The sequence below is a fragment of the Shewanella olleyana genome, from assembly GCF_023283825.1.
Lineage (GTDB): Bacteria > Pseudomonadota > Gammaproteobacteria > Enterobacterales > Shewanellaceae > Shewanella > Shewanella olleyana.
Genome location: NZ_JAKILD010000053.1, coordinates 1 through 6,238, shown reverse-complemented (window position 1 = coordinate 6,238; position 6,238 = coordinate 1). Strand labels below are relative to the sequence as shown.

Here is a 6,238-nt window from a genome sequence, read left to right as displayed (position 1 = left end):
TATTGTTGTGGACTAGGCTCTCGAAGCATGATGATAAACTTGGTTATTATCTGTACTTCTATTAGATCAAAGCCCTAGACGAATGTCTAGGGCTTTGTCAGCAGTCTGAGGAGCCCTTGGCTCCTTTTTGTTATCTGACTATCAATAACTAGTGTAAATAACGACTGAAATAACTACTGCGCGTTACGCACTGTATACATAGAGCGAAATTCACCGTCATTACACGTTTCTGTACCTGAACGCCAACCATCTTCGAATGCATCAATACCTGATAAGGTTTCATCTTTCATAGACTCTAAAGATTCATTGGTTTGCTTTTGCTTCAATGCACCACTGCAGCCTTTGTTATATCCGTAATGATAAAGGCTGTTATATTCCACATTACCGACACCGATAATATCAGATTCACTTTTTTCAGGTGAGCTACTACAACCTGTTGCAGCGATTAAGAGTAATGCGATACCTAATACGACAGTTTTCTTCATGGTATATCCTTTTACTTGAATTTAGGTTGAAGATTAATAACGCCTCTTTAATCAAATTAGTTTAAAAATCACTCACTATCAAGTAGTTCATCTTGGTATAGCATTAATTCGTTTGTCTTGTGCCTGACACAATAGAGTTAAAACGAAAGAAGGAACGATACTTTTGCATCGTCCCTTCTTTGATATGGGCAATAAAGTACAGTTACTGTTTAAATGTCAGTAGCCCATCTTCTACATCAATAAGAATTGGTTTACCGGGTAGCAGTTCACCTTTTAATAAATGATGCGCTAATGGGTTTTCAATTTCTTGTTGTAGTGCCCTTTTAAGTGGGCGAGCTCCGTAAGTTGGATCAAAACCAGCTTCTGCAATCAAGGCTAAGGCATTTTTCGAAATAGACATGGTAAAGTCTTTTTCAGCCAAACGTGCTTTTAAATTTTCTAACTGAATCTCAGCAATATGAGCAATATGCTCAGCTGCTAAAGGATGGAACACTACGGTTTCATCTATTCGGTTTAAAAACTCAGGTCTGAAACTTTGAGTAACGACATTCATCACAGCAGACTTCATTTGTGCATAGTCTTGAGATGCGAAACCATCTTGAATGATGTCTGAGCCTAAATTAGACGTCATGATGATTACGGTATTTCTAAAGTCTACAGTGCGACCTTGGCCATCAGTTAAACGGCCATCGTCCAACACCTGAAGTAAAATATTAAACACATCGGGATGCGCTTTCTCAACTTCATCCAATAAGATCACTGAGTAAGGTTTACGGCGTACAGCTTCAGTTAAATATCCGCCTTCTTCATAACCTACATAACCTGGAGGTGCACCGACTAATCTCGAAACCGTATGCTTTTCCATAAACTCTGACATATCGATACGAACCATGGCTGATTCAGTATCAAATAAGAAACTGGCCAATGATTTACACAACTCGGTTTTACCGACACCTGTTGGCCCTAAAAATAGGAAAGAACCAATAGGACGATTTGGATCTGCAAGTCCTGCTCGGCTGCGTCTTATTGCATTTGATACCGCTTCAACCGCTTCGTTTTGACCAATAACCCTTTGATGCAAAGCTTGCTCCATTTGCAATAACTTATCGCGCTCACCTTCAAGCATTTTAGAAACCGGAATACCGGTAGCTTTTGATAGTACTTCAGCGATTTCAGCATCGGTGACTTTATTGCGTAATAACGTCATGTCCTGCATTTCCGCTTGTGAGGCTAAATCAAGTTGCTTTTCTAATTCTGGAATTCGACCATATTGCAGCTCTGACATACGCGTTAAGTCACCAGCACGTTTAGCCACTTCCATATCCATACGAGATTGCTCTAAATCTGCTTTGATATGTTGCGTACCAGCTAAGGCTGCTTTTTCTGTATGCCAAATCTCATTCAACTCGCCCGCTTTTTCTTCAACTTGCTTAAGTTCGTCTTGTAAGTGAGAGAGGCGTTTTCGACTGGCTTCGTCTTCTTCTTTTATCAAAGCTTGCTCTTCAAGCTTGAGCTGAATAGCACGGCGGTCTAAACGATCAAGCGCTTCAGGTTTAGAGTCAATTTGCATACGAATACTCGATGCAGCTTCATCAATCAAGTCGATAGCTTTATCGGGTAACTTTCTGTCAGAGATATAGCGATGCGACATACTGGCCGCCGCCACAATAGCGGGGTCAGTAATTTCAACATGGTGATGGAGTTCATAACGCTCTTTTAAGCCACGTAATATGGCAATGGTATCTTCAACATTGGGCTCTTCCACCAGCACTTTTTGAAAACGGCGCTCAAGTGCGGCATCTTTTTCAATGTATTGGCGGTATTCATCTAATGTCGTGGCACCGACACAGTGTAAGTCACCACGGGCTAATGCAGGTTTAAGCATGTTACCTGCATCCATTGCGCCTTCGCCTTTACCTGCGCCGACCATGGTATGAAGCTCATCGATAAATAAAATAACCTGACCTTCTTCTTGGGCAAGTTCATTTAAAACGGCTTTTAAACGTTCTTCAAATTCACCACGATATTTAGCTCCAGCGATTAATGCGCCCATATCTAAAGATAATACGCGCTTATTTTTAATGCCTTCTGGTACTTCGCCATTAACAATCCGTTGAGCTAAACCTTCAACAATGGCCGTTTTACCGACACCTGGCTCGCCAATTAATACTGGATTGTTTTTACTGCGACGTTGCAACACTTGAATGGTTCGACGAATTTCTTCATCACGGCCGATAACGGGGTCAAGCTTACCTTGCTCAGCGCGCTCAGTGAGATCGACAGTAAACTTATTTAATGCTTGGCGTTGATCTTCAGCGTTGGGATCATCAACTTTTTGACCACCGCGAATTTGTTCTATGGTGGTTTCTAACAATGCTTTAGTCGCGCCAGCATCTTTAAGTGATTTACTTAACGCATCTGTTCCTTCAAGTGCAGCCATGACAAACAGCTCTGAAGAGATATATTTGTCTTTACGCTTTTGAGCTAATTTGTCACACAAGTTTAATAAACGAATAAGGCCTTGGGATAATTGGATATCACCGCCAGTACCTTCAACTTGTGGTAAGCGTTCTAACTCTTGGCTTAACGATGAACGAAGGCCACTTACATTAATTCCTGCTTGTGTAAGCAAAGGATGGATTGAACCCGAGTCTTGATTTAATAGCGCCATCATCAAATGAATAGGTTCAATAAATTGATGATCACGCCCTAATGCCAAAGATTGGGCATCTGAAATAGCGATTTGAAATTTGTTGGTCATACGATCGAGTCTCATACGCCCTCCTAAACAATTTAATAAAAACGGAATGTTTTGATAATTAAAATATGGGGATGTTTATGAATAATTCAATCTTGAAAAATAAATTCAGTACATTAGTATTAGATTAATTGATTTAGATCAAATCGATAAAACAGATTAAGACTTTAACCAAATTAAAGAAGCCATACGACCTGTTTGCTGATCGCGACGATACGAGAAGTAATCATTGTTTGTATATGTGCATGTATCTGCACTAAAAACAGTTTCAATACCCATTGATGATAAGCGTAATTTAGCTAGTCCGCTTAAGTCTGCTAAATACTTGGTGCCATGTGGGCCAAAGTATTTACACGCATTGCTATCATGCAGTTCGAACTGCTGCTTCACCTCTTCGCCAACTTCAAACGCTTCAGGACCAATTGCTGGACCTAAATAAGCCATGATGTCAGCTTTTTTACAGCTAAATTTATTCACAGCAGCTTCAATAACCCCATCGCATAAGCCACGCCAACCAGCATGAACAGCCGCGACTTGTGTCCCTTCTTTGTCACATAACAAAACTGGTAAACAATCTGCGGTCATTATTGCTAATGAAATGTGGGGTGACGATGTATAACTACCATCAGCTTTAGGAGGAAGTTTACTGGCTAATGATGCGGCAGATAAATGAGAACAATCAATAATCTCAGTGCCGTGAACTTGGTCGAGCCATAATAATGGAGCAACTAAAGCAAGCTGTTGTTGTATTAAAACCCGGTTAGCCAGCACATCTGACATTTCGTCCCCCACATGATAGCCCAAATTAAGGCTATCAAAAGGAGGCTTGCTTACACCGCCATGACGATTCGTCATAGCGATGCCTACATTATCAGGAACTGGCCAACTGGCTTTATACACTTAGTGCCCTTTTATCTGACGCATTGTCAGATTGTTTATAGATACTCTATTGGGTTTTCTTCAGTATCTTTACGCATAGCTCTTGCAAGCATTTGCATATCTTCTGGAATAGGCGCCTGCCACGACATGATTTCATGAGTGAAAGGATGCGCTAATTCTAAACGAACAGCATGCAAAGCTTGGCGATTAAAGTTTTTCAAAATATCAAAAAACTCTGGGCTAGCTTTTTTAGGCGGACGAGGACGACCACCATATACAGGATCGCCGACTAATACATGGCCAATGTAAGCCATATGCACACGAATTTGGTGAGTACGACCTGTTTCAAGGCGTAATCTTAATCGAGTGTGGGCACGGAATTTTTCCGCAACACGGTAATGGGTAACCGATGGACGACCGCCCGCAATAACCGCCATTTGGGTGCGACGAGTTTCATGACGTTCAATCGGCTCATCTACAGTGCCACCAGCAGTCATAGTACCAATAACAATTGCTTCATATTCACGTACGATGTCGCGAGCTTGCAATGCGGTAACTAAATGAGTTTGTGCTTCAACGGTTTTAGCTACAACCATTAAACCAGTGGTGTCTTTATCTAAGCGATGAACAATACCCGCACGTGGGACATGTTCAATATTAGGACAATGGTGTAATAAAGCATTTAATAAAGTGCCATCAGCATTACCTGCGCCAGGGTGAACCACTAGGCCAGCTTGCTTATTAACAACGATAATATGCTCGTCTTCATAGACAATATTAAGCTCAATATTTTGCGCTTTATCTTTTACTTCTTCTTCAAGCGTTGCTTCTACCGCAATTAACTGCGACTCTAGTACCTTCTCACGAGGTATATCGACAACAACGCCATCGACTGAAACTGCACCAGATAGGATCCATTCTTTGATGCGTGTACGGGAATAATCAGGGAACAATTCAGCCAAAGCTTGGTCTAACCGAAGACCTGTTTGGATTGCCGTGATCTCGCTTTTTAGGTTAATCTCTTGTGTCATAGGAACCGTACCCCTTTTTTGGGGTCCAAAGTGAATGTGCTATCTGTTACAATCGGATTGTTTTCTATTTTACAGTGAAATGGAAAAATTCTTAACAACAACTTATAAAAGAATTGAATTTACATATGTCTAAATTTGCCAAAGGCGCCGCCCTAGTATTGTTTTCATTAGCTTTATCAGCTTGTAGTACCTCAAAAGGTTTTGAAGATGAAGACCTCAATGGTAAGTCTCCAGAGGGACTTTATGCCCAAGCAAGAACCTCAATGGAGCTTGGAAACTATTCTAAAGCAGTTAGAACCCTTGAAGCTTTAGACTCTCGCTACCCATTTGGTCCGCATAAAACACAAGTACAACTTGACATGATTTTTGCGTATTACAAGATGGATGACGTTGCATCTGGCATCGCCAATATCGACCGTTTCTTGCGCTTAAACCCTACGCACCCTGATATCGATTACGTCTATTATATGCGTGGTTTAACAAATATGCAGGCTGATAATTATCTTTTCCATGACATGATGAATATCGACCGTACCGATCGCGATCCTAAAAATGCCCAAGATGCCTTTAAAGACTTTGATCGTTTAATCAAAAGCTACCCAAATAGTAAATATGCAGCTGACGCACATCAGCGCATGCAGTACCTTAAAAACCGTTTAGCACAGTACTCAATTAAAGTGGCTGAATATTATATCAAAATGGAAGCTTGGAGTGCTGCAGCTGTTCGTGCTCAATCAGTAATGGAACAGTTCCCAGGTACTCCTGCTACAGAGCGAGCACTTGAGATTATGTCTGAAGCTTACGGTGAGTTAGGGCAAGATCAGTTAAAACAGAATGTATTAACTGTAATGGCAGCAAACTTTCCTGATAATAAAGAGCTTAACTAATAATTTTAGTTAGATTCTTATGTTAGTTACAAATTAGAATGCTAATTAAAAGCCCGCAATGATGATTGCGGGCTTTTTGTTATTCAGTGTCTTGTCCTGAAATGTGTTTACACATTTAGGACTTTATTATGTCAACACCAATACCCGCTCGTATTAAACGAACACAACGAGATTATTCATTAGGCTTTAAATTACAAG

Annotated in this window: 5 protein-coding genes; 1 reads left to right on the top strand and 4 read right to left on the bottom strand. The window is 40.7% G+C overall.

Going from position 1 to position 6,238, the window contains the following annotated elements; all coding sequences use genetic code 11:
- Positions 1-173: 173 nt before the first annotated feature.
- The 4 genes from L2735_RS19630 to rluD form a co-directional block, all read right to left on the bottom strand.
- Positions 174-485 (bottom strand): hypothetical protein, encoded by a 312-nt coding sequence (locus L2735_RS19630; RefSeq protein WP_248986278.1) that lies wholly within the window; start codon positions 483-485, stop codon positions 174-176.
- A 202-nt stretch (positions 486-687) separates the two neighbouring features.
- Positions 688-3,261, bottom strand: coding sequence for an ATP-dependent chaperone ClpB (clpB, locus tag L2735_RS19625; RefSeq protein ID WP_248986277.1), 2,574 nt, complete (start codon positions 3,259-3,261; stop codon positions 688-690).
- Between the two features lie 141 nt (positions 3,262-3,402).
- Positions 3,403-4,143, bottom strand: a complete 741-nt coding sequence (gene pgeF, locus L2735_RS19620) for a peptidoglycan editing factor PgeF (RefSeq protein WP_248986276.1) — start codon at positions 4,141-4,143, stop codon at positions 3,403-3,405.
- Positions 4,144-4,178: 35 nt separating this feature from the next.
- Positions 4,179-5,153 (bottom strand): 23S rRNA pseudouridine(1911/1915/1917) synthase RluD, encoded by a 975-nt coding sequence (gene rluD, locus L2735_RS19615; RefSeq protein ID WP_248986275.1) that lies wholly within the window; start codon positions 5,151-5,153, stop codon positions 4,179-4,181.
- A gap of 125 nt (positions 5,154-5,278) precedes the next feature.
- Here rluD and L2735_RS19610 point away from each other — a divergent pair, with 125 nt between their 5' ends.
- Positions 5,279-6,040 carry an outer membrane protein assembly factor BamD gene (locus tag L2735_RS19610; RefSeq protein ID WP_153916584.1) on the top strand — a complete coding sequence of 254 codons (762 nt, stop codon included), beginning with the start codon at positions 5,279-5,281 and terminating at the stop codon, positions 6,038-6,040.
- Positions 6,041-6,238 lie beyond the last annotated feature (198 nt).

Excerpts from the sequence above, each read along its gene's own strand:
- L2735_RS19630 (WP_248986278.1), bottom strand. The coding sequence starts at position 485 with ATGAAGAAAACTGTCGTATTAGGTATCGCATTACTCTTAATCGCTGCA.
- clpB (WP_248986277.1), bottom strand. The coding sequence starts at position 3,261 with ATGAGACTCGATCGTATGACCAACAAATTTCAAATCGCTATTTCAGAT.
- rluD (WP_248986275.1), bottom strand. The coding sequence starts at position 5,153 with ATGACACAAGAGATTAACCTAAAAAGCGAGATCACGGCAATCCAAACA.
- L2735_RS19610 (WP_153916584.1), top strand. The coding sequence starts at position 5,279 with ATGTCTAAATTTGCCAAAGGCGCCGCCCTAGTATTGTTTTCATTAGCT.